The organism is Thioalkalivibrio sp. HL-Eb18 (genome assembly GCF_000364985.1).
Taxonomy (GTDB): Bacteria; Pseudomonadota; Gammaproteobacteria; order Ectothiorhodospirales; family Ectothiorhodospiraceae; genus Thioalkalivibrio.
The window spans coordinates 19,963-41,079 of record NZ_KB822971.1; the positions used below are offsets into that span (position 1 = coordinate 19,963).

The 21,117-nt window shown below is 64.5% G+C and carries 21 protein-coding genes and 1 pseudogene; all 22 read left to right on the plus strand.

Features of this window, described 5'->3' with window-relative positions:
* The first annotated feature begins 53 nt into the window (after positions 1–53).
* The 22 genes and pseudogenes from fliE (at position 54) to F813_RS0109845 (ending at position 21,116) form a co-directional block, all read left to right on the plus strand.
* A complete protein-coding gene (gene fliE / locus F813_RS0109740; protein WP_017926393.1) occupies positions 54–383 on the plus strand; it encodes a flagellar hook-basal body complex protein FliE in 330 nt (109 codons plus the stop codon).
* 29 nt (positions 384–412) lie between these two features.
* Entirely contained in the window at positions 413–2,071 is a 1,659-nt protein-coding gene (gene fliF, locus F813_RS0109745; protein ID WP_017926394.1) for a flagellar basal-body MS-ring/collar protein FliF, read from the plus strand.
* On the plus strand, positions 2,061–3,074 hold the full coding sequence (gene fliG / locus F813_RS0109750; protein ID WP_017926395.1) for a flagellar motor switch protein FliG: 1,014 nt from the start codon (positions 2,061–2,063) through the stop codon (positions 3,072–3,074). The genes fliF and fliG overlap by 11 nt, the downstream gene beginning before the upstream one ends.
* Positions 3,071–3,772: a FliH/SctL family protein gene (locus tag F813_RS0109755; protein WP_017926396.1), complete on the plus strand. Its 702-nt coding sequence runs from the start codon at positions 3,071–3,073 to the stop codon at positions 3,770–3,772. Before fliG ends, F813_RS0109755 begins: the two co-directional genes overlap by 4 nt.
* Positions 3,769–5,145 (plus strand): FliI/YscN family ATPase, encoded by a 1,377-nt coding sequence (locus F813_RS0109760; RefSeq protein WP_017926397.1) that lies wholly within the window; start codon positions 3,769–3,771, stop codon positions 5,143–5,145. Before F813_RS0109755 ends, F813_RS0109760 begins: the two co-directional genes overlap by 4 nt.
* A gap of 1 nt (position 5,146) precedes the next feature.
* Entirely contained in the window at positions 5,147–5,599 is a 453-nt protein-coding gene (locus tag F813_RS0109765) for a flagellar export protein FliJ (RefSeq protein ID WP_012982561.1), read from the plus strand.
* A 63-nt stretch (positions 5,600–5,662) separates the two neighbouring features.
* Positions 5,663–6,757 carry a flagellar hook-length control protein FliK gene (locus F813_RS0109770; protein WP_026148240.1) on the plus strand — a complete coding sequence of 365 codons (1,095 nt, stop codon included), beginning with the start codon at positions 5,663–5,665 and terminating at the stop codon, positions 6,755–6,757.
* A 289-nt stretch (positions 6,758–7,046) separates the two neighbouring features.
* On the plus strand, positions 7,047–7,535 hold the full coding sequence (gene fliL / locus F813_RS0109775) for a flagellar basal body-associated protein FliL (RefSeq protein ID WP_017926400.1): 489 nt from the start codon (positions 7,047–7,049) through the stop codon (positions 7,533–7,535).
* Between the two features lie 8 nt (positions 7,536–7,543).
* Complete coding sequence (fliM, locus tag F813_RS0109780; RefSeq protein WP_017926401.1) at positions 7,544–8,518, plus strand: flagellar motor switch protein FliM; 975 nt, start codon at positions 7,544–7,546, stop codon at positions 8,516–8,518.
* Between the two features lie 12 nt (positions 8,519–8,530).
* A complete protein-coding gene (fliN, locus tag F813_RS0109785; RefSeq protein ID WP_017926402.1) occupies positions 8,531–9,142 on the plus strand; it encodes a flagellar motor switch protein FliN in 612 nt (203 codons plus the stop codon).
* Between the two features lie 3 nt (positions 9,143–9,145).
* Positions 9,146–9,589, plus strand: coding sequence for a flagellar biosynthetic protein FliO (gene fliO / locus F813_RS0109790; protein ID WP_017926403.1), 444 nt, complete (start codon positions 9,146–9,148; stop codon positions 9,587–9,589).
* Positions 9,589–10,356, plus strand: a complete 768-nt coding sequence (gene fliP, locus F813_RS0109795; RefSeq protein WP_026148241.1) for a flagellar type III secretion system pore protein FliP — start codon at positions 9,589–9,591, stop codon at positions 10,354–10,356. The genes fliO and fliP overlap by 1 nt, the downstream gene beginning before the upstream one ends.
* Before the next feature lie 8 nt (positions 10,357–10,364).
* On the plus strand, positions 10,365–10,634 hold the full coding sequence (fliQ, locus tag F813_RS0109800) for a flagellar biosynthesis protein FliQ (RefSeq protein WP_012982568.1): 270 nt from the start codon (positions 10,365–10,367) through the stop codon (positions 10,632–10,634).
* Between the two features lie 18 nt (positions 10,635–10,652).
* The gene (gene fliR, locus F813_RS0109805; protein ID WP_012982569.1) at positions 10,653–11,414 is read left to right on the plus strand and encodes a flagellar biosynthetic protein FliR; all 762 of its coding nucleotides are present in this window, start codon (positions 10,653–10,655) and stop codon (positions 11,412–11,414) included.
* Position 11,415: 1 nt separating this feature from the next.
* Positions 11,416–12,567 carry a flagellar biosynthesis protein FlhB gene (gene flhB, locus F813_RS0109810; protein WP_017926405.1) on the plus strand — a complete coding sequence of 384 codons (1,152 nt, stop codon included), beginning with the start codon at positions 11,416–11,418 and terminating at the stop codon, positions 12,565–12,567.
* Complete coding sequence (flhA, locus tag F813_RS0109815; protein WP_017926406.1) at positions 12,567–14,678, plus strand: flagellar biosynthesis protein FlhA; 2,112 nt, start codon at positions 12,567–12,569, stop codon at positions 14,676–14,678. The genes flhB and flhA overlap by 1 nt, the downstream gene beginning before the upstream one ends.
* A gap of 78 nt (positions 14,679–14,756) precedes the next feature.
* Positions 14,757–15,828: pseudogene (gene flhF / locus F813_RS0109820) on the plus strand (flagellar biosynthesis protein FlhF); the annotation flags it as partial.
* A gap of 159 nt (positions 15,829–15,987) precedes the next feature.
* The gene (locus F813_RS0109825) at positions 15,988–16,812 is read left to right on the plus strand and encodes a MinD/ParA family protein (protein ID WP_038060152.1); all 825 of its coding nucleotides are present in this window, start codon (positions 15,988–15,990) and stop codon (positions 16,810–16,812) included.
* The gene (locus tag F813_RS0109830) at positions 16,809–17,570 is read left to right on the plus strand and encodes an RNA polymerase sigma factor FliA (protein WP_012982574.1); all 762 of its coding nucleotides are present in this window, start codon (positions 16,809–16,811) and stop codon (positions 17,568–17,570) included. Before F813_RS0109825 ends, F813_RS0109830 begins: the two co-directional genes overlap by 4 nt.
* A gap of 59 nt (positions 17,571–17,629) precedes the next feature.
* On the plus strand, positions 17,630–18,010 hold the full coding sequence (gene cheY / locus F813_RS0109835; RefSeq protein WP_012982575.1) for a chemotaxis response regulator CheY: 381 nt from the start codon (positions 17,630–17,632) through the stop codon (positions 18,008–18,010).
* Positions 18,011–18,112: 102 nt separating this feature from the next.
* Positions 18,113–18,889, plus strand: a complete 777-nt coding sequence (locus F813_RS0109840; protein WP_012982576.1) for a protein phosphatase CheZ — start codon at positions 18,113–18,115, stop codon at positions 18,887–18,889.
* Positions 18,890–18,968: 79 nt separating this feature from the next.
* The gene (locus tag F813_RS0109845) at positions 18,969–21,116 is read left to right on the plus strand and encodes a chemotaxis protein CheA (RefSeq protein ID WP_017926409.1); all 2,148 of its coding nucleotides are present in this window, start codon (positions 18,969–18,971) and stop codon (positions 21,114–21,116) included.
* Position 21,117: the final 1 nt, after the last annotated feature.

The following is a 21,117-nucleotide window of genomic DNA, read 5'->3' on the forward strand; positions in this document are numbered from 1 at the left end:
GAAGGGAAAGACACGCGCCCGTGGGCGTGGATGGTGAATAGGGGAATCGGATCATGAGCGAGATGCAGATACAGAACGTGCTGGCCCAGATGCGCCAACTGACCCAGGGCTCGGGCGTGGAGGGGACCAATCCCGCACAGCAGCCGGGCAAGGTCGGCGGGGCGGAGTTCCAGAACGTATTGCGCGACTCGCTGCGCGGGGTGAATGATGTTCAGCAGAGTGCGACCGATCTGCAGACTCGCTTCGAGTTGGGCGACGAGAACGTCAGCCTGCCCCAGGTCATGGTGGCGATGAACAAGTCGAGCATCGCGTTCGAGGCCACGAACCAGGTGCGCAACCGGCTCCTGAATGCGTATCAGGAAATCATGCGGATGCAGGTCTGATGCGCGGACCCCACGGAGAATAAGTACTCATGGCCGAGAACGCACAATCCCTGCCGACCGTAATCACGGGCGGTATCCGCGAGTTCAATGGCATGCCGGCGGGGCGCCAGCTTGCGCTTCTTGGGATGCTCGCCGGCGCGATCGTGGTGATCGTGGCGGTACTGTACTGGGCCTTTCGGCCCACCTATGTGCCCCTGTTTCCGCGCATGGAGAGCGAGGAAGCGGCAGAAGTGGTGCAGGCGCTCTCCCAGGCCGGAATTTCGTACCAGGTGGATGCCACGACCGGACAGGTGAAGGTACCCCAGGGCGATGTAGCCGAGGCGCGTCTTCAGCTGGCATCGGAAGGCCTGCCGCGCTCGGGCGATGTGGGCTTCGAGCTGCTGCAGGAAGACACTGGGCTGGGTACCAGCCGTATGGTCGAGGGGGCGCGTTTTCATCGTGCGATGGAGGGGGAGCTGGCGCGCACCGTTGCGTCCCTGGACGCGGTCGAGCGGGCGCGCGTGCATATTGCGCAGGCCGAGCAGTCGGTGTTCGTACGCGATCGCCGGCCTGCCAGTGCCTCGGTGGTCGTTCATCTGCGTGGAAGTCGATCGCTTTCCGATTCGCAGGTGGCCGCGATCGTGCATCTGGTGGCCTCCAGCACCTCGGAGCTCGAGGCGGAGCGGGTGACGGTGGTCGATCAGCGTGGCCGTCTGTTGACGCAGGACGGGGCCGACCGCGGTGGCATGGCGAGCAGTGATCGCCTGTCCTTCTCGCGCGAGGTCGAGCAACGCTACGCAGAGCGCATCCACGATCTGCTGGCGCCGATCGTCGGCTCGGACAAGGTGCGCGTCCAGGTCAATGCCGATATCGATTTCTCGCAGGTGGAACGCACGGAGGAGCTCTACGATCCGGAAACCATTGCCTTGCGCTCGGAGCAGACGCGCGAAGACGAGCGCACCGGGATGGACGGCGGTCCCGCCGGTGTCCCCGGGGCCCTGACGAATCAGCCGCCAGAGGGCGGGGCGGTAGAAGACCCGGAAGGCCAGGTGGCCCCGGCCCCGTTGCCGACGAGCCGCAGCGCCAACATTACGCGTAACTACGAGGTCGATCGACGCATCAACCATATCCGCGAGGCGCCGGGCGGGATCCGGCGGGTGTCCACCGCGGTGGTGGTGGACTTCCGTGAGCAGGTGGGCGAGGACGGCGCCACCGAGAGCGTGGCGCGCGATGCGGAGGAGCTGGAACGGATCGAAGCGCTGGTGCGGGAAGCGGTTGGATTCTCGGAGGCCCGAGGCGATACGCTGAACGTCGTGACGGCGCCCTTTGAGGCCCCGGCGGAGGAGATGATCGAAGACGAGGTGCCGTTCTGGTCTCAGTCGTGGTTCCTCGAGATGGTCAAGATCGGCGCAGGCCTGTTGCTGGCACTGATCCTGCTGCTGACGGTGGTGCGCCCGGCGCTCAAGCAGCTGATGGCGAGCCCGCCGCGTGATCGGCGGGCCGACCAGCAAAGGGCGTTGACGGACGAGTCGGACGACGATAGTGCCGGTGCGCCGGCGGGGTCGCAGTCGGCCGTGGCCGCACTGACGGGTCCCAAGGGGCCGGATCAGCAGGAGATGGATCTCGAGGCGGTACGCGAGATGGTGCGCGAGGATCCGAAGCGCGTGGCACAGGTAATGAAGACCTGGTTGGGTGACGATGGCCGTTGACAAGCAACCCAAAAAGCTCGATGGCGCGGAACGCGCCGCGGTGTTCATGATGAGTCTCGGCGAGGAAGCCGCCGCCGAGGTCATGCGCCATATGGGGCCCAAAGAGGTGCAGAAGATCGGCACTGCGATGGCCTCGATGGACCGCATCTCGCGCGCGGATGTGGACTCCGCGCTGCACGATTTTTCCACGCATGTGCAGGAACAAACGGCGCTTGGCGTGGGCGCCGATGAGTACGTGCGCAGCGTGCTGGAGAATGCCCTTGGGGAGAAGGCCTCGGGCGTTATCGACCGGATCCTGCTGGGGCGCAATTCCAAGGGCATCGATGCCCTTAAGTGGCTGGACCCGCGCGCGATCGCCGACATGCTGCGCAACGAACACCCTCAGATCGTCGCGATTGTGCTGTCGCACCTGGATTCCGATCAGGCATCGGACACGCTGCAATACCTGCCTACCCGCGTGCAGACGGACATCGTGATGCGGATCGCGACGCTGGACGGCATCCAGCCTCAGGCGCTGCAGGAGCTGGATGAAATCCTGGATCGGCAGCTGTCGGGGAATGCCGCCAGCAAGACCTCTATGCTGGGCGGGGTGCGCACAGCGGCCAACATCATGAACCTGATGGAAGGCTCGCGCGAGGCCGAGATCATGGAATCCATCAAGGAGTCCGATTCGGATCTTGGCGGGCGTATCGAAGAAGAGATGTTCGTCTTCGAGAACCTGGTGGATATCGACGATCGCGGCATCCAGACCCTGCTACGGGAGATCTCGACAGATTCGCTGGTGCTGGCGATGAAGGGCGCCGAAGATGAGCTCCAGGACAAGATTTTCCGCAATATGTCCAAGCGTGCGGCCGAGATGCTGCGTGAGGACCTGGAGGCCAAGGGCCCGGTCCGCGTCAGTGAGGTCGAGGCCGCTCAGAAGGAGATCCTGGCGGTGGCCCGCCGTCTGGCCGAGAATGGCGAGATCGTGCTCGGCGGACAGGGTAGCGAGGCGATGTTGTGACCTCCCGTCCCGGCGCCCAGGCGCGGGTCCATGACCCCGACGCGTCGGTTTGGGAACCGCCGGAGATTGGCGATGAAGGGCTGCGTCCGGCGCGAAGGCTGCCAACTGCCGCCGAGATCGAGGCGATCGAGGAGCAAGCGCGACAGAACGGGTTCGAGGCGGGATATGCCGAAGGCCACGAGGTCGGCAGACAGGAGGCCGAGAAGGCCGCTCGGGCAAAGGCGGACAAGCAGCTGCGCGAGACGGTTGCCAAACTGGAATCACTGGCAGGCGGTCTGACCGACCCGTTGGCCGAAGCCGCCGACCAGCTGGAGCCGGAACTTCTGGCGCTGACGGTCGCTCTGGCCCGCAAGGTGCTGGGCGCCGAGCTGGAGACCCGCCCCGAGCGCATCGAACAGGTCTTGCATCAGACCCTTGCACAACTGCCGGGGCGGCATCAGGAAGTGCGGGTGCATGTGCATCCGGATGACCGATCCCTGCTGGAAGAGTACGCCCAGTCACTGGATGCGCGGGTGCACTGGGTCGCTGATACGAACCTTGCTCGGGGAGGCTGCCGTGTGGAGGCAGGCGCGGCATCGGTGGATGCCTCGCTGGAACGGCGCCTGCAGCAAGCGGTCGACGCAGTCTGGGGCGAGCTGGATAACCCGGCCGATTCGATGTCCTTCGAGGATGGCGCGGCGTCGGAGGATGATTCGTGAGTTCGCGTCTCGACACCCTGCGCAAGCGTGGGCAGGAGCAGTTGACCTCGGGGCTGCTGGATCGTCTGCAACAGTCGCGTGGCCGCCTGGAACGCGTTCATCCGCCACAGTCCGAAGGCCGCCTGTCGCGGCTGACCGGCCTGACCTTCGAGGCCGAAGGGCTGCGCCTGCCGATGGGGGGCCGGGCGCTGATCCACGGTGAAAACGGCGCGGCCGTTCCGGCCGAGGTGGTCGGGTTCCAGAACGATCGCACCTTTCTGATGCCGGAGGAGCTGGCTTCGGGGCTGACGCCCGGCGCGCGCATTGAACCACTCGATACCCAACGCGAGATCCCGGTCGGGGACGCGCTGCTCGGGCGCGTGATCGATGCCAATGGCCAGCCGCTGGATGGCAAGGGGCCCTTGCGCGCGCGTGACCACAGTCCGCTGTCGGGCCGCCCGATCAACCCGTTACAGCGGGCGCCGGTGCGGGAACCGCTGGATGTCGGGATACGCTCGATCAACGGGCTGCTGTCGGTCGGGCGGGGGCAGCGGCTGGGCCTGTTCGCCGGCTCCGGTGTCGGGAAGAGTGTCCTGCTCGGGATGATGACGCGCAATACCAGTGCCGATGTGATCGTGGTTGGTTTGATCGGCGAGCGTGGTCGCGAAGTGAATGAATTCATCCACGAGATTCTGGACGAGGAGTCCCGCCAGAGAACCGTGGTCGTGGCAGTGCCTGCCGATCAGTCGCCACTGCTTCGCCAGCACGGCGCCTGGGTGGCCACTACGGTCGCGGAATCCTTCCGCGACCGTGGGCTCAATGTGCTGCTGTTGATGGATTCGCTCACGCGCTTTGCTCAGGGGGCGCGCGAAATCGCGATGGCGATTGGCGAGCCACCGGCCTCGAAGGGCTATGCCGCCTCGGTGTTCGCGCGTCTGCCGCAATTGGTGGAGCGGGCCGGTAACGGGGATGTGGGCGGTGGTTCGATCACGGCGTTCTATACGGTGCTGGCCGAGGGGGATGACCAGAACGACCCGATCGTGGATGCGGCGCGTGCGATCCTCGATGGGCACGTGGTCCTGTCGCGCGAGATCGCCGAGACCGGGCGCTATCCCGCGATCGACGTGTCGGCGTCGGTCTCGCGAGTGATGAGCGCGCTGATCACGCCGGAGCACGAGCAGGCGGCCCGGCGCTTCCGGGATCTTGCCTCGACCTACATGCGCAACCGCGACCTGATTGCCGTGGGCGCCTACCGCAGGGGGGCGGATACCCATCTGGACGAAGCGGTGGCGATGCACGAGCGGCTGGAGGCCTATCTTGGACAGGGCCGCGACGAGGCGGTCGGGTTTGATCAGGCCCGCGACGAACTCCTGGCCTTGATCGGGGGCGCCTGAAATGGATTCTCGGCGGCTGGAACGTCTTTTGCGTCTGCGACGCATCGAGGAAAGTGAAGCCACGCGCCAACTGGGGGCGCGACTGCAACAACTGGACGCTGTCGAGACCCAGCGGACTCAGCTGGAGGGCTATCAGCTCGAGTATCTCCGCGCGCCACTGCCCGACGACACAAATCAGCTCAAGTGGCTTTCCGGGATGCGGGATCAGTTGCGGCATGCCCTGGAACAGCAGGATCTTCGCGCGCAGGCCGCGGGTGCCCAGGCGGAGCAGGCACGCCAGGAGTGGCTGCTCCGCCACCGGGCGGTGATGTCCCTGGAAAAGCTCCTGGAGCGCCGCATTGCAGAACAGGAGCGAGAGGCCGACCGCCGTCGCCAGCATGAGCAGGACATGTGGGCGACCCGGCAAGTGCACACGCGCGCGCAGGCTGCGCACCAGGACTGGCAAGAATCTTGAATAAGCTGACCAGGAATGCCCGGCAACGGCTGCGAGCCGGGCAATGAATCAGAGGATCCATTGATGATCGCGACAGGCAATGCCGGTCAGGGGATGATGCCGCTCCTGCAGTTGTTGGGGGGTGGCAGTGACCTCAAGGACCTTCAGGCGCTCGAAGGCCTCGAAGGGCTGAAGGAGCTGAAAACCGCAGACGGCGAGGGCTTCCTCGATATTCTTCGGCCGCAGCTTGAGGCGCTGCTGGTCGATCTGGGCGTCGGTGAGGAGGAGCTTGAGGGGCTCGATCTGGAGGGCATGCTGGCCCGCTTGCAGTCCCTGATGGACGAGGGAGAACTGGCCCTCGAGGTCGAGCCGGGCGGCAAGGATTTGCCGCTGGCCGCGCTTATGACGGCAGTCGATGATCGCCCCGATCCGCCCGTTGCGCGGATGGACCGCGCCGATGAAAGCGGTGGTGCGCGCGAGATCAAGCCGTTGCCGGCGGCGGTCATGCGGCTGTTCCTCGAGTCCAGCCAGGGCCCGGCTGGCTCGACTGGTTCGGGTAGCGTGGCGGGTACCGAGCTGCTGGGTCCGAACAGTCGCCTTTCGCGCGAAAATGTGCTGGAACTGCTGGCGCAATGGATGTCCCAGGGCTCCGAGACGCAAAGGGGACTGGCGCGCGCCGAGCCCCTGGCCGGCATTCTGCCGGCGCATGCCCAAGCCGCAGAAGCCAGCGAGGGTTCGCGCAGCTCGCTGCGCCTGGACCTTGCGCGGCTGCTGCAGCCGGGTGGTGAGCGCGAACTGACGGATCAGATGCGCATGCTCGCGCGAGCGCAGGGCGGCCGAACGGAGATCAAACTGCATCCCCCGCAACTGGGGACGCTCGATGTGCGCCTGAACGTCGATGGCGATCGCGCGACGGTCCAGTTCATCAGCGCAAATCCGGTGACGCGCGAGGTCCTGGAGGCGGCGATGCCCCGCCTGCGCGAGAGTCTCGCCCAGAGTGGTCTCACGCTTGAGGATGCGACCGTGTCCGATCAGGCGGCCGAGGAGCGCGAAGGCCAGCAGCCATTGGCTGACGGGCAGCGGGCCGGGGACGAGGCCGATGGGCCCGAGGCCGAGGACGAGCAGGCTACGGGTAGCACCCTTTCGATCCTGAACCGCCGGCTCGACCTGTTCGCCTGAGTAAGTCCGTTCGCAGCAGACCGGGTGCGTGAACGCGCACGGTCGTTTCCATCCCCTGTTGTTGTGCCGCCAAGATCCCGTCTTCTGCCGGGTTCGGGGCGGCTGAATCTTGACGATTCCCTTTTTTGTTCCTGGCTATCCCCCTCCAGTGATCTTTTTTGTTCCCCTTAAGTGACGGAAATCATTAACTAAACCCATATTGGCACTGCCTTTGCTATGAGTTCAGGCAATAGTCAGCGCGATCCCGTGCCGTCAACATGGACGGATTCACGAATCTCGAGGGTGGGAAATGGCGGAGAAGGAAGTCGAACTGGGTGAAGAAGGCGCCGGCAAAAAGGGCAAGAAGGGGCTGATCTGGATTGTCATTTTGCTGGTGCTCGTGTTCGCCGGCGCCGGCGCGGCGGCTGCGTGGTTTTTCTTGTCCGCCGGTGGCGAGGAAGAGACGGGCGAAGAAGGCCCTGCCGAGCGTCACTATCACGGGCTGGAGCCGATGACCGTGAACATTGATGGGCCCGGACGCATTCGCTATCTCCGGGTCGAGCTAAGCGTGGTGACAACCGACCCCGAGGTGATTGCAGCGCTGGAGCGGCATATGCCGGCCGTTCGCAATGATGTGCTGGGCCTGCTTGGAGAGAAGCACTACGACGACCTCAATACGCGTGACGGGAAGGAATCGCTCGCCGAGGAGCTGCGCGAGGCGATCGCCGAGATCCTCGAGGAGCGGGACGCACCACATGATGTGGAAGCGGTGCGCTTTAACGAACTGGTCATGCAGTAGGTACAACCATGGCGCAGACCGACATTCTCAGCCAGGACGAAATCGACGCCCTCCTGCATGGCGTCGACGACGGCGATATCGAAACGGATGACCCGTTTCCGAATGACGGAGAGGCCCGCGAGTTCAACTTCGCGACGCAGGATCGGATCGTGCGTGGGCGCATGCCCACGCTGGAGATGATCAACGAGCGCTTTGCACGACACCTCCGGGTACGCCTGTTCAACATGCTGCGTCGCTCCGCGGAACTCTCAGTGGTGGGCACCCGTGTCTCGAAGTTTTCGGAGTACATGCACTCGTTGTTCGTGCCGACCAGCCTGAACCTGGTGCGGGCCCATCCGCTGCACGGGACCGGTCTGTTCGTGTTCGACCCGAAGCTGGTGTTCATCCTGGTCGACAACTTCTTCGGGGGCGATGGCCGCTACCACACGCGCATCGAGGGACGTGATTTCACGCCGATGGAGATGCGCGTGGTCCACGGCATCCTCGAAGGCGCATTCGAGGACATGGTCAAGGCCTGGCAGCCGGTGATGGATCTGCGCTTCGAGTTCCTGAACTCGGAGGTGAACCCGCAGTTCGCGAATATCGTCTCGCCCACCGAGATCGTCGTGATCAGCGAGTTTCATATCGAGCTCGATGGTGGTGGCGGCAATCTGCATTTTACCTTGCCGTACTCGATGATCGAGCCGATCCGCGAGCAGCTGGACACCGGGTTGCAATCGGACCGTACCGATGTGGATCAGCGCTGGATGAAGGCGCTGGAAGAAGAGATCCAGGACGCGGAAGTCGAGGTGAGCTCCACCCTGACCGAGACCGAAGTGACGGTGCAGGAGCTGCTCGACATCCAGCCGGGCGACATCATTCCGATCACTCTCCCCGAGACCGTGACCTTGAAAGTCGAAGATATCCCTCTGTTTCGAGGGAAGTTTGGCGTATCCGATGGCAAGAATGCGATCCAGGTGACGGATCGCATTATCAAGCGATAGAGGGCTGCACCCATGGCAGACACCGAAGACCAGAAGAAAGACGACGAAAATCAGGCCTCCGAGGAGGAGGGCGATGTCACGACCGAGGCGACTGAAGAAGCCGAGTCGGGCGATTCCGAAGACGATCAGGATGCCCTGGCGGACGAATGGGCCGCAGCGCTGGCCGAGCAGAAGGACACCGACGGCGAGCCGGCCGCCGATCCGGACGAACTGTTGAATCAGGCCCAGGCGAGCAGTGGCGTGAGTGAATCGGCCGATGCCCTGATGGGGGCGGAGAAAAGGGAGCGCAAGCACAAGCCTGATCCGGAAGCAGAACCGCTCAAGCCGGAGGAGCTGGCGGCATCGGCCGGTATGTCGGCCGAGGACATCAATCTGCAGATGGTGCTGGATGTGCCGGTCACCATCTCGATGGAGATCGGTCGCAGCCGCATTCCCATTCGCAATCTGTTGCAGTTGAACCAGGGATCCGTGGTGGAGCTCGACCGGCTCGCGGGGGAGGCGTTGGATGTGCTCGTGAACGGGACGCTCATCGCGCACGGCGAGGTGGTCGTGGTCAACGAGAAGTTCGGTATACGGCTGACCGACGTGATCAGCCCAAGTGAACGCATTCGCAAGCTCAAGTAACTGATGACACTACGATTTGCACATTGGCTGGCAGTCCTCGGACTGGCCGGCACAGGGGGGCTCTGGCCTGCGATCGGGTTCGCCGAGGAGGCGAACGGCGGGATTTCGGCCGCCGCCCACCTGACGCAGATGATCGGCGGACTGGTCATTGTGATCATTGCGATCGTTGTTCTGGGCTGGATTCTTCGACGCACCCAGGGGGGGCTGAGCCGAGGTTCGCAGACCATCGAGCTGGTCGCGGTGCGCTCGGTGGGGACGCGCGAGCGCCTGATGCTGGTCCAGGTGGGCGAGGAGCAGGTGCTGATCGGCGTGGCGCCCTCGGGCATGCGAACCCTGCATACGCTGCGGGAACCCGTCAGTGTGGAGGAGACGACTACGGCGGACTTCTCCAGTGCGTTGCGCCGAGCCGTCTCGGGGCGGCGCGAGGCGGGAGGCGAGCGGTCGTGATGGCGGGTCGGCTCAGGCATCTACCAGGCGCCTTGCTGGCGCTGGCGCTGTTGCTGCTTCCGGGACTGGCGTGGGGTCAGTTCGGCGGTGAGGGGATCGAGGCGCTGACGGTGACCACCGACGGCGAGGGCGGCGAGACCTATTCCGTCACCCTGCAGATCCTGCTGCTGATGACGCTGCTGACGTTGTTGCCGGCGGCGCTGATCATGATGACGGCATTTACCCGCATCCTCGTGGTGCTGGCGATTCTGCGCCAGGGGCTGGGGACGACGCAGACCCCTTCGAACCAGATTCTCATTGGCCTGGCGTTCTTCCTCACGCTGTTCGTGATGGCACCGGTGTTCGACGAGATCTACGAGACCGCCGTCGTCCCGTACATGAACGAGGAGATGGGGACCGAAGAGGTCCTGCAGGCCGGCGTGCAGCCACTTCGCGAGTTCATGCTCGCGCACACCCGCGAGAGTGATATCCGCATGTTTGCCGAGATCAACGGCATCGATGGATTCGACGACGCCGATGACATCCCGTTGCGCCTGCTGGTACCCGCCTTCGTGACCAGCGAGCTGAAGACGGCGTTCCAGATCGGCTTTCTGATCCTGATTCCGTTCCTGATTATCGACCTGGTGGTGGCCTCGGTTCTGATGTCGATGGGGATGGTCATGCTGTCGCCGCTGATCATCTCGCTGCCGTTCAAGGTGATGCTGTTCGTTCTCGTCGATGGCTGGGCGCTGATGATGAACACACTCGCCACCAGCTTTTTTGTCTAGGGGGATACATGACGCCGGAGATGGTGGTTGATGTCGGGCGCGAGACGCTCACGGTCGTGGTCCTGCTGGCCGCGCCGCCGCTGCTGACGGCCCTGGCCGTGGGCCTGGCGATCGGAATGCTGCAGGCCGCCACCCAGATCCAGGAGATGACGCTGTCCTTCATCCCCAAGCTGCTGGCGATGTTTGCCGCCTTGCTGATCTCCGGGCACTGGATGCTGGCGCTGATCATCGAATACACGGAGCGGCTCTACGATGCCGCGCCGGGCATGGTGGGGTAGGCAGGCGTGAACCTTGCCATGGAGCAGATCCTTGTGTGGGTGGGGGCGGTCATGTGGCCGTTCGCCCGCATTGGGGCGATGCTCCTGGTGATGCCGGTGTTCGGTGGCGACCAGCTCACCGCGACGGTGCGCATCCTGTTCGCCCTGGTACTGGCGATCTTCGTGGCCATGCAGGGGCCGGCGCTGCCGGCGGTGGACCCGATCAGCATCGAGGGCGTGGTGGTGACCGTGCACCAGATCCTGATCGGCCTGGTGATGGGCTTCATCCTGCAGATGGTGTTCTCCGCGTTGACGCAGGCCGGCGAGGTGATCGCACTGTCGATGGGCCTCGGTTTCGCCTCGATCGTGGATCCGGCGCAGGGCGTGCAGGTGCCGGTGGTCTCCACGATCTTCGTGATCATGGCCACGCTGATCTTCCTGGCGATGAATGGGCATCTGATCGCGCTGGAGCTGCTGCTGACGAGCTTCGAGACGCTGCCGGTTGCGCCCTCGGGGCTGGATGCCGAGGCGCTGGCCTCGCTGATCGCGTTTGGCAGTGTGATGTTCCAGGGGGCCGTGCTGGTAGCGATCCCGGCCGTGGCTTCGCTGTTGCTGGTCAACCTGTCGATGGGGGTGATCACCCGGGCCTCGCCGCAGTTGAACATCTTCGCGGTGGGCTTCCCGATGATGATCCTGATGGGCTTCATTCTGCTGATGCTGACCATGCCCGGGCTGCCGGAGCGGCTTGGGGATCTGTTGTTCGACGGCTTTGGCCTGATGCAAGCGATGCTGGGGTTCTAGGATGGCCGAGAACGAGAGCGGACAAGAGAAAACCGAACAACCGACTCCGAAACGCCTGCGCGAGGCGAAGGAGAAGGGCCAGGTCCCGCGTTCGCGGGAGCTGTCGACCTTCCTCGTGCTGATGGCGGCCGGCGGTTTCATGACGTTCTTCGGTCCGACGCTGGGCGGGCAGCTGGCCGAACAGACGGCCGGGCGCTTCGATATCGAGCGTGATCTGGCCTATGACAGCTCGCTGCTGCTGCCGTATCTGTCGGAACAGATTTTCATGACGTTGCGTATGCTGCTGCCCCTTTTCGGGGTGCTGATGGTCGCGGCGGTGTTGGCGCCCATCCTGATCGGGGGCGCCAACTTCTCCTGGCAGGCGGCGAAACCCAAGGCCTCCAAGCTGAACCCGCTCAAGGGTCTCAAGCGCATCTTTTCGTGGCAGGGCCTGATGGAGTTTGGCAAGACCTTCGCGAAGTTCGTGCTGGTCGCGGGTGTGGCGATGTCGGTGCTGTGGACCTTCTCGGATCGCCTGCTGATGCTCGGGTACGAGCCCCTCGAGCAGGCGATCGCACATGCGGCGCAGCTGGCGCTGGGGACCTTCGTTGCGGTCTCGGCCGCACTGATTCTCGTGGCCGCGATCGACGCTCCGTTCCAGATGTGGAACCACCAGAAGCAGCTGCGCATGACGCGCCAGGAGCTGAAGGACGAATACAAGGAGACCGACGGCAAGCCGGAGGTCAAGCAGAAGATCCGGCAGCTGCAGCAGGAGATGGCGCAGCGCCGGATGATGGAGGAGGTGCCGAAGGCGGACGTGGTCATCACCAACCCGACCCACTATGCGGTGGCGATCACCTACGAGGCCTCGCGCATGGCCGCGCCGAAGCTGGTGGCCAAGGGCGTGGACGAGGTCGCGGCCTCGATCCGCGCGGTTGCGGACGAACACAAGATCATTCGCGTCGAGGCACCCCGGGTCGCCCGCGCCATCTACTTCACCACGGATTTGAACCAGGAGATCCCGAACGGGTTGTTCGTCGCGGTCGCGCGTATCCTCGCCTACGTCTATCAGCTCAAGCGCTCGGATGCAGACGTCGCGATGCCGGATGACCTGCCGGTGCCGGATGACTATCTCGATCCGCAGCAGCAGCGCGGCCGTCGGAGGAATCGCTAGTGGCCTTCTTCGACCGCCTGGGAACTGTCGGCAAGTGGGGCCTGGGGGCGCCGATCCTGTTGATCGCGATGCTCTCGATGATGGTGCTGCCGCTGCCGCCCATCGCCCTGGACGTCCTGTTTACGTTCAACATCGCGCTGTCGCTGGTCGTGATCATGGTCGCAGTCTACACCCCGCGCCCGCTCGAGTTCGCGGTGTTCCCGACGGTGCTGCTGGTCGCCACATTGCTGCGGCTGGCGCTGAACGTGGCCTCCACGCGCGTGATCCTGCTGGAGGGTCACACTGGTACCGATGCGGCCGGGCAGGTGATCCAGGCCTTCGGCGACTTCGTGGTCGGCGGCAACTACACCGTGGGTCTGGTGGTGTTCGCCATCCTGATCATCATCAACTTCGTGGTGGTGACCAAGGGCGCCGGGCGCGTCTCCGAGGTCAGCGCCCGGTTCACCCTCGACTCGATGCCCGGCAAGCAGATGGCGATCGACGCCGACTTGAACGCCGGCCTGCTCACTCAGGAAGAGGCGCGCAAGCGCCGCGAGGAGATCGCCAGCGAGGCCGACTTCTACGGTTCGATGGACGGTGCCTCGAAATTCGTGCGCGGCGATGCGATCGCCGGGATCCTGATCCTGTTCGTGAACATCATTGGCGGGCTGACCATCGGCACCCTGCAGCACGGCATGTCGATGGGCGACGCCGCGACCAACTACGTGCTGCTGACGATTGGCGATGGCCTGGTCGCGCAGATCCCGTCTCTGGTCCTGTCCTCGGCCACGGCGATCATCGTGACGCGCGTCTCCAGCACCCAGGACATGGGCCAGCAGGTGTTCGGGCAGATGTTCTCCAACCCGCGCGTGCTGTACGTGGCCGGTGGCGTGATCGCCGTGCTCGGGCTCGTGCCGGGCATGCCCAATGCCGTGTTCCTGGGCCTGGCGTCGCTCGCTATTGGCTCGGCCTACCTGATGCAGCGGCGTGAGCGCGAACAGACCGTGGAGGTGGAGCGTGTGCCCGACGAGGCGGCGGAGACCAGTCCGGAAAATCGCGACCTGACCTGGGACGATGTGCCCCCGGTCGACCTGGTGTCCCTGGAGGTCGGGTATCGCCTGATCCCACTGGTGGACCGCACCCAGGACGGCCAGCTGATGGGTCGGATCAAGGGTGTTCGCCGCAAGCTGTCCCAGGAGCTGGGTTTCCTCCTGCAGCCGGTCCATATCCGCGACAACCTGGAACTGAGTCCGAATGCCTATCGCATCTCCCTGCTGGGTGTCACGGTGGCGGAGGCCGAGGTCTTCCCGGATCGCGAGCTGGCGATCAATCCGGGCGAGGTGTTCGGCACTGTGCCGGGCACGCCGACGAAGGACCCGACCTTCAATCTTGACGCTCTGTGGATCGACCCGGCCGATCGTGATCAGGCGCAGGGCGCCGGCTACACCGTGGTCGATTGCTCCACCGTGATCGCCACGCATCTGTCGCAGGTGTTCCGCGAGAACGCCCATCGACTGATTGGTCACGAAGAGGCTCAGCACCTGCTGGACCAGCTGGCGCGGCACTCGCCGAAGCTGGTCGAGAACCTGGTGCCGAAGACGCTCTCGCTGTCGGTGATCCTGAAGGTCCTGCAGAACCTGCTGGCCGAGCAGGTCTCGATTCGCGATCTGCGCACGATCGCCGAAACCCTGGCAGAGGAGGGTGTGAAGAGTCAGGATCCCGGCGTTTTGACCGCGGCCGTGCGGGTCTCGCTGTCGCGTTCGATCGTGCAGGACCTTGTGGGACCGGACGATGAGCTGCCTTTGATTGCCCTCGACCCATCGTTGGAACAGCTTTTGCATAAGTCCCTTCAGGGCAGTAATGGCGAGACCGTGGGGCTGGAGCCGGGCCTGGCGGAACGCCTGCAGCGTTCGGTGTCCGAGGCCGCCCAGCGTCAGGAGGCCAGCGGCCAGCCCGCCATCCTGGTGGTGGCCCCGGAGATCCGTTCCTGGATTGCCGGGTGGCTCCGCGGAGCCGTGCGCAACCTGGCGGTGCTGGCCTTTACCGAGATCCCCGACAACCGGCGGATCCGCGTGGTGGCCACAGTGGGCCAGGAAGACTCGGCCCGGCAGGCAGCCCCCACGAGTGCCTGAGACGAACAGTAGCGATCGGGTCCGCCAGGGCTAAACGGGAGAACAGCGATGAATGTGAGACGGTACCGGGCACGCGACATGCGCGATGCGATGCGGCAGGTGCGTGAACAGCAGGGCGAGGATGCAGTGATCCTGTCGAGCCGTCGTGTCGATGGCTGGCTGGAGGTCGTCGCGGCGCTGGAAGATGGGGATGCGGGCGTCTCGGAACGCGAGCAGCAGGCCGCGGTGAATGCGGTCCATGCCCCGCACGAGGCGTCGCCATCCGCCTCGCGTCCGACCCCGGGCTCGGCCTGGCCCGCGGACCCCGAGCTTGCCGCGATGCGCCAGGAACTGCGGGATCTGCGCAGCCTGCTCACTCGCCAGCACAGCGACAACGAGGCCGCACAGTGGGCGGCGCGACATCCGCTGGCGGCGGAGTGCAAGTCTCGTCTGATGGACCGGGGGTTCAGCGAGTCACTGGCGCGCAGTCTCGCCGGGAGTATTCTCGACGACAGCACCGTGGAACAGGCCTGGGAGCGGCTGCGCGCACGCCTTTCCGGGGCGATTGCGACTCGCCATCCGGATATCCTGGATGAAGGCGGCGTACTGGCCCTGGTGGGGCCTACGGGGGTGGGCAAGACCACCACGCTCGCGCGCATCGCCCTGCGTCAGATCCGCCGTATGGGCGCGGATTCGGTTACGCTGGTCACACTGGATACGCAGCGCATTGGGGCCACGCGCCAGTTGCAGGCGTTCGCGCAGATGGCGGGCGTGTCATTGCGGGTGCTGCAGGGCGCGCGCGAGTTGCGCGACATGACCGCGCGGGCGGAGGATGGGCACCTGATCCTGGTCGACACCGCCGGACAGGCACCTTCCGCGGTGGGTGACGAGTCCCTGTTCGCCGGCTGGCCGAACCGTGTTCGGCGCGAGAGCTGGCTGGTCGTCTCCGCGACCACTCAGGCGGCGGCGCTGCGAAGAGTGCTGGATGCGTTTCGGAAGACCGAGCCATCGGCACTGGTGCTGACCAAACTCGACGAAGCCGAACAGTTGGGGGAGACGTTGTCGGTATTGCTCGATCAACACCTGGGTCTCACGTTTGTCAGCGATGGGCAGCGGATTGCCGAAGACTTCCACCGGGTCGAGACGGGCGATCTGACCCGGCGGGCGCTCGGCGAGGAGCGCGGGCCAGCGCGTCGATCCTCTCGCGATGAACGATGGACCGATGCAAGCCTGGCGGATTTCGCAAATAACGGTCGCAGTGCGCCGTCGCCGGGCCGTACTCGGGATGCGGGCGTTCTGGAGATGATCCATCCGGTAGGGAAAGGACGCTATGCCACGCACTAATGAGCCGTTGAAGGTCATTGCGGTTGCCTCCGGCAAGGGCGGCGTCGGCAAGACCAATGTGTCGGTTAACCTGTCGGTAGCGCTCGCGCGGCTGGGCCGCGAGGTCATGCTGTTTGATGCTGACCTGGGGCTGGCCAACGCTGATGTACTGCTCGGGCTGCGGCCCGAGCGCACCCTGCATGACCTGGTGACGGGGCAGGTGGACGACCTCCAGGAAGTCCTGATCGAGGGTCCCGAGGGAATCAAGGTCATCCCGTCGGCGTCGGGGATTGCGGCGATGGCGAATCTCACGCCGCTTGAGCACAACGGTCTGATCCAGGCATTCAGCGCCTATTCCAAACCGCTGGATGTGCTGGTGGTGGATACGGCGGCAGGTCTGCAGGAATCCGTGACGACCTTCTGCCGGGCGGTCCAGGAGACCCTGGTCGTCGTCTGCGACGAGCCGGCGTCGATTACCGACGCCTATGCGCTGATCAAGGTGCTGCACCGCGACCATGGCATGCGGCGTTTCCGGCTGGTCACGAACATGGTCCAGGACCGCGCGGGTGCCGAGCGTTTGTTGCAGAAACTCACCACGGTTTGCGACAACTACCTGCCGGAGGTGATCCTGGATCTTGCCGGTTACATCCCGATGGACGAGCATCTGCGCAAGGCCGTACAGAAACGTGCGCCGGTCGTGCAGCAGTATCCGGGCAGTCCGGCGGCCAAGGCCTTTACCGAGCTCGCCCGTACGGTGGACCGCTGGCCGGTGGCCCGTGGTGCGGACGGTGGTGTCGGGTTTTTCGTCGAACGGATGCTGCAGAGCGCATGATGTCGCCGCGTAATCGCCTTCCCGGATACGAGAGCGTGGCCGCGACAGGCCACGAGCAGCGCGTTGCGGAGCATATCGAGCTGGTGCATCGCATCGCGCATCATCTGATGGCGCGTCTGCCTTCCTCGGTCCAGGTCGATGACCTGATCCAGGCCGGCATGATCGGCCTGCTGGAGGCCGCGCGGCAATTCGAAGGCGGGCAGGGTGCCACGTTTGCTACCTATGCCGGGATTCGGATCCGTGGCGCGATGATCGACGAATTACGCCGCAGTGACTGGACGCCGAGATCGGTACACCGCAACAGCCGCAAGATCGCCGAGGCGATCCAGACGGTCGAAGCCAGAGAGGGGCGGGCGGCGCGCGGGGTCGAAGTGGCCGAGGAACTCGAGGTGCCGATCGACGAGTACTACTCGATGCTGCAGGACCATGCCGGCGCCCATCTGTTCGCGCTGGACGACCTGGGCGGCACTGATGGTGATGCGGACCGGGTGATCGAGGGGCAGGAGGCCTCGCCCTCGCGCACGATCGAGGCTGGAGAATTTCGCGAGGAGCTGGCCGCCGCGCTGGGTGATTTGCCCGAACGCGAACGTCTGGTGCTGTCGCTTTATTACATCGAGGAGCTCAACCTGCGCGAGATTGGCGCGGTGCTGGGGGTGACCGAGTCGCGTGTGAGCCAAATCCGCAGTCAGGCCGTCATCCGACTGCGCGCGCGCCTGGGTTCCTGGCTCGAAGACGGCGAGGCTTTGCAGTTATTCTGAGGGCCGCGCTCTAGTACTCACATGAATCATTTATCCCGGAGTGACCTGTGGACAAGGGAATGAAAATTCTCATCGTGGACGACTTCTCCACGATGCGACGGATCATCAAGAACCTCTTGCGTGATCTTGGCTTCAACAACACGCAAGAGGCCGATGACGGCAGCACGGCACTGCCGATGCTCCAGAACGGCGACTTCGATTTTCTGATCACCGACTGGAACATGCCCAACATGCCGGGCATCGACCTGCTGCGGGCGGTTCGGGCCGACGAGAAGCTGAAGACGATGCCAGTGCTGATGGTGACGGCGGAGGCCAAGCGTGATCAGATCGTCGAGGCGGCCGAGGCGGGCGTGAACGGCTACGTGGTGAAGCCCTTTACCGCGGAAACCCTCAAGGAAAAGATCGACAAAATATTCGAACGCATTGAAGCGCAAGGTTAACTTGGGTTTCGGTGTCGACATCTCCTGGTCCGCGACAATGCATGGCCGGGGGATTGATTCCGGGCATCACGTTCGGGATGGGGAGCGAGCAAGGGGCTTTGGATGACAGACCAAGAACAATCGATCGGTGAGCAGCAGATCGCTCGCGCGCGGGAGCTCGTGCAGGTTCTGGAGGCAGGGGACGAGGTGGCCGCGCGCGCGCTGATCCAGGAGCTGGCGCGTCCCTACGACCGCGAACTCTTCGACGAACTCGGAAAGCTCACGCGCGACCTGCACGAGGCCTTGCAAAGCTTCCGCGGGGATTCGCGGCTGGTGGAGCTGACCCAGGCCGAGATCCCGGATGCCCGTGAGCGTCTCAATTATGTGGTCACGATGACCGAGAAGGCCGCCCACGAGACCCTGACCGCCATCGAGACGAGTCTGCCGATTGCCGAGTCGTTCAGCCAGCAGGCCGGCGAACTGACGGCGAAGTGGACTCGTTTCCGAAATCGGCAACTCTCGGTCGATGAGTTCCGGGAGTTTGCCCGCGAGCTGGATGCGTTTTTTGCGCAGGCCAACGACGACACCGAAGAGCTGCGGCGCTTGCTGTCGGAAGTACTGATGGCGCAGAGCTACCAGGATATTACCGGGCAGGTGATCCGGCGCGTCATCCAGCTCGTGACGGACCTGGAGGAGAACCTGGTCTCGCTCATTCGACTGTCCAGCGGGCGCATGGAGACCATCGAGGCCGCCGAGAAGACGCTCGACGATGATACCGAGCGGCGCGAGGGCGATCGGCGCGGACACGGACCAGCAGTGCCAAAGACTCAAGATTCCGGCCAGGATGTCGTTCAAGGACAAGACGAGGTGGACGATCTGTTGTCCAGTCTGGGCTTCTAGGCAGCCCGCTGATTCCTGAATCAGCGGCTTCCCGGCGCCCATCCCTTAACGGCAAGCCTCACCGGAACGGAGAGACCGAATGGCCATCGACCCCAACGACGAAATCCTTCAGGACTTCCTGATCGAGGCCGGGGAACTGCTCGAAGGACTCAACGAGCAGCTGATCGACCTGGAACAGCATCCCGATGACCGGGATCTGTTGAACGCGGTATTCCGCAGCTTTCACACGATCAAGGGTGGCGCGGGCTTTCTGAGCCTGGATCCGCTGGTGACCGTCTGCCATCACGCAGAGGACGTGTTTAATCTCCTGCGCAACGGGGAGCGTCAGGTCGACGGTCACCTGATGGATACCATGCTGCGGGTCCTCGATACGCTGAACGTGATGTTTGGCGACCTCCGCTCCGGGGTCGATCCGACGCCCGCGGAGGCTGATCTGGTCGAAGACCTGCGGCGGATGGCGAAGAACGAAGACGTGGCCGGCAATTCCGAACCCGACGCAGTCGCGACGCCCGACGAGTCCCCCGAGCCGGAGCCGGAACCGGCACCCCCCGCGGAGGTGGAAGCGACCGCGATGGCCGCGGACGACGCGGCGGGGGAAGACTCGGGATTGGTCGGCGCCGATGACGAGATCACCGACGATGAGTTCGAGGCCCTGCTGGATTCGCTGCACGGCGATGGTTCGCCGCAGGCGGCCCAGGACTCCGCTACGTCGTCGAATGCGGACGCAGGGTCGCCCAGCACGGATTCGGATGCAGCCGGGCCAAGCGGGGATGAAGAGGACCTGATTTCCGACGATGAATTCGAGAACCTGCTGGACGAGTTGCAGGCGCGAGGTGATGGGCCTCCTGCCAGTGCCGCGCCGGCACCTGCTGCCGCTGAGTCGTCCACGCAGGAAGAGCCGAGCGTGGAGCCCGAAGCCGCCGCCAGTGCGGCACAGGAACCGCCGGCTTCCGAGGCCAAGCCACAGGCTGCCAAGCCTGCGGCCGCGGCGGCTGGCGCCCGGCAGGCCCCTCAGCGTGAGGCCTCGGTCCGTGTGAACACCGAACGGCTCGACGAGATTATGAATCTGGTCGGCGAGCTGGTGTTGGTGCGTAACCGCCTGAGCATGTTGCGAACCCAGCATGTGGACGACGAGCTGGGCAAGGCCATTAGTTCGCTGGCGTTGGTGACATCGGATCTTCAGACGTCGGTGATGAAGACCCGCATGCAGCCGGTCAACAAGGTATTCAATCGCTTCCCGCGGGTGATCCGCGATCTGTCGCGTAGCCTGGGTAAGGAGATCGAGCTGGAGATCTTTGGCGAGGACACCGACCTCGACAAGAACCTGGTCGAGGCGCTGTCCGATCCTCTGGTGCATCTGGTGCGCAACGCCGTGGACCACGGTATCGAGACCCCGGAGGTGCGCGAAAAGGCCGGCAAGCCGCGCAAGGGTACGGTGGTGCTCGGTGCGGCGCAGGAAGGCGACCACATCGCATTGCTGATCAAGGACGATGGGGGCGGTATGGATCCGCAGGCCCTGCGGCGCAAGGTCGTCGAGAAGGGCCTGATGGAGCCCGCGATGGCCGAGCGGATGACCGATCGCGAGGCCTTCAACGTCATCTTCATGGCGGGGTTTTCCACCAAGACCGAGATCTCGGATGTATCCGGTCGCGGGGTGGGGATGGACGTCGTCAAGACGAAGATCTCGCAGCTCAACGGGACCATCGAGATCGATTCCGAGATTGGGGTCGGGACCACGCTGCGGGTGAAGCTGCCGCTGACCCTGGCGATACTTCCTGCATTGATGGTTATCCTCGACGGGCGGCGGTTCGCGATCCCGCTGGCGTCTGTCTCGGAGATCCTGGACCTGGATCTGACCAAAACCCATTATGTGGATGACCAGGAGGTCATTGTCGTCAGAAATCAGGCGCTTCCGGTCCACTATCTCAAGCGTTGGTTGAAGCCGGGATTTGTCCCCGAAGCCAAGGCGGAGTCGCATGTGGTGGTGGTGCATACGGCCGATCGCAAGGTGGGGCTGGTTGTCGACGACCTGGTCGGACAGGAAGAGGTGGTGATCAAGCCACTGGGGCAGAACTTGCAGGGCGTGAAGGGTCTGGCAGGCGCGACCATCACGGGCGACGGAGGGATTGCGCTGATCCTGGATGTCGCCGATCTCGTGGGCTTGCTGACGCACAAGATCCCGTCGGCGGGCCGCACCCGGCGGCCCGCGCAAACAATCGAGGGCTAAG